This window comes from Novacetimonas hansenii JCM 7643 (genome assembly GCF_000964405.1).
GTDB lineage: Bacteria > Pseudomonadota > Alphaproteobacteria > Acetobacterales > Acetobacteraceae > Novacetimonas > Novacetimonas hansenii.
This window is the reverse complement of record NZ_BANE01000186.1, coordinates 1-2,401: the sequence shown is the minus strand read 5'-3', so window position 1 is coordinate 2,401 and position 2,401 is coordinate 1. Positions and strand designations below refer to the sequence as shown.

The following is a 2,401-nucleotide window of genomic DNA, read 5'->3' as shown; positions in this document are numbered from 1 at the left end:
TGCAGGGAGCACGCTCCCTGCCGGGGCCGGGCAGAGCCCGGAGGGGGCGTCTGTTATACGTGCAGTTCCCCTCGCCAAGTGGAAGATTGTGGGCTAACTGTCTGGAATGACGTGTGTACGAAAAGGGAACATGCTCCAGCTTTGCGCGCTGGCCATGGTGATGGGCCTGTGGGGAGGATCGGCCATGGCTCTACCCGACGGTGGGGATGCAGCCGTGGCCTATCGCGTTCCGGCGCAGGCCATCGGATGTGCAACGGCCACCGCCGCGCGGCACCTGTCGGATGGGCGCGTCGGGACGGGATGCCACCCTGCGGGCGCGGCAGTACGCTGGGTACTGGCGCAAAGGGACGGGGATGTCATCGCCCTGCGCCGGGGGGACAGAGGGCGCCATGACCGCGCGGTATATTTCCGCATGCATGATGTTACGCGCGATACCGCATCAGGCAGTATTTCAGCCCTATGGCACGGGCTACGCAACAGGGCCACCGCCATGCAGGCGGCCCTGTTGCAGGGGCCGGGCGGAGGGTGGGCCGCGCATCGGCACGCCCTGCACTGGCGCGCAATATTCGCGGCAGGGGCGGCGATTACCGTGGGCTGGCCGGTACTGCGCCTGATAGTGCGATGGTGGGGGCGACGGCGCGCACGCGCGATCTGTGCCGCATTGGTCATGCAGCATGCCGATACGTTGCGCCTGCGGCGGCGGCAGTTGTTGGGCCGCAACAGTTATGGCGTTGTCAAACCGGAAAAATGGCATCGTGAACGTGATGAATTCATTGCCACCATCATGCGCCCCGCCCTGCGTCAGGCGGGACGTGCGGCGCAATGGCCCCGAATCGCCCCATGGGTCACGGCACGCATCGAACAGGTCGCGCGCGGCACGCCCCAACGACCCGATATCGTCGGGCCGGGCATGGACCCATTGGAATACGAACAGTACTGCGCCGCCGAACTGCGCGATGACGGGTGGCAGGCCGACACCACCGTGGGCAGCGGCGATCAGGGCGCGGACATCATCGCCACGCGCCGGGGCCTGCGTATGGTGGTGCAATGCAAGCTTTACAGTCGCACGGTCGGCAATGACGCGGTCCAGCAGATCAGCGCCGCGCGCGCCCATTATGATGCGGCGGTGGCGGTGGTCGTGTCCAACGCCGCCTATACCCGCGCCGCGCGGCAACTGGCACGGACCAACGGCGTATGGCTGTTGCATCATGACGAACTGCGTGGCCTTGCGCACCGGTTGAAACAGGGCGTCACCCCGGCGGTCACGGCCTGAGTCCCACGGATGGCGGCCATACAGCCGGGATTATGTCAAACTATGTTTTTTGTGGCCGGGATGCGCGTTATAACGCACCCCCGATTCCATGCGTCGCCCGCATGCCAATCCCCCGGCAAAACCAGCGGCAAAAAGGCTGCGGCCACGGACCAATATCCCGGTTTTTCCGGGGTTTAGTCCTGTTTGCGCGTTGTGTCGTTCGGCAGCGGCTTTTCACGCGGCATGCGACGGATATTGATAAGAAGGTGGGCAATCATGCGTGCTGAGTTGCTCATGGCTCATGTCTCCTATCTCCTCTATACATATAGAGCCTGACGAAAGCGAAGGTTTCATGCCTCATTTCAGAAAAAATCCGACATGGACTGTTACCGTCGCTGACATGGCCGGGAACGCGCCAATCCTGTAAAGGCGGCGCGGTATGCCGGGGCATGGTGCCCTCCGGCCGTTGGGAAGGACACCACCATGGCCTATCTCTATCTGGCGCTTGCCATCGGGGCGGAGGTCACGGCAACTTTCTTCCTGACCCTGTCGGATGGATTCACCCGGCGCATGCCGTCATGCGTGACGGTGGTGGGATACCTGACCGCGTTCTATGCCCTGTCACAGGCCCTGCGCACCATTCCCACCGGCATCGCCTATGCCATCTGGTCCGGCGTCGGAACAGTCGCCATCACGCTCGTCTCGTGGGTGTGGCTGGGGCAGAAACTCAACCTTGCCGCCATCGGGGGCATGGTGCTGATTATCGCCGGGGTCATGGTGATGAACCTGTGTTCCGGCGGGTCTGGCCACTGATCCGCCGCCCGGGATAGCGACCAGAAGAAGCGACCAGAGGAAGCCGCAGGAGGAGATCGCCCAAGGAAGCGACCAGAAAAAGCGATCAGGGAAAGAGGCCAGAAAAAGCAGCCGGGGGAACGCGACGCACGCACGGCCCCGCGACGCCGCATCCATCGTCATCGCAGGGGCGTCAGGATATGGTCGGACTCATTGTCCCCATCAGGGGGCCTGAGCCCGTTGCAACCATAACGTCATAAAAGGGCGCGGGGGCGGACGGCCTTATCGCCTGCCGCCATGGCCACCACCGGGACCACCCCCACCGCCGGGGCCACCGCCCGGCCCGCCACCATGATC

At 64.2% G+C, this 2,401-nt stretch carries 2 protein-coding genes; both read left to right on the top strand.

Annotated features, from left to right (window positions below; translation table 11 throughout):
- Positions 1 to 130: 130 nt before the first annotated feature.
- On the top strand, positions 131 to 1,273 hold the full coding sequence (locus B7G66_RS12680; RefSeq protein WP_003621661.1) for a restriction endonuclease: 1,143 nt from the start codon (positions 131 to 133) through the stop codon (positions 1,271 to 1,273).
- A 462-nt stretch (positions 1,274 to 1,735) separates the two neighbouring features.
- Positions 1,736 to 2,065, top strand: a complete 330-nt coding sequence (locus B7G66_RS12675; protein ID WP_003621659.1) for a DMT family transporter — start codon at positions 1,736 to 1,738, stop codon at positions 2,063 to 2,065.
- Positions 2,066 to 2,401 lie beyond the last annotated feature (336 nt).

Excerpts from the sequence above, each read along its gene's own strand:
- B7G66_RS12680 (WP_003621661.1), top strand. The coding sequence starts at position 131 with ATGCTCCAGCTTTGCGCGCTGGCCATGGTGATGGGCCTGTGGGGAGGA.
- B7G66_RS12675 (WP_003621659.1), top strand. The coding sequence starts at position 1,736 with ATGGCCTATCTCTATCTGGCGCTTGCCATCGGGGCGGAGGTCACGGCA.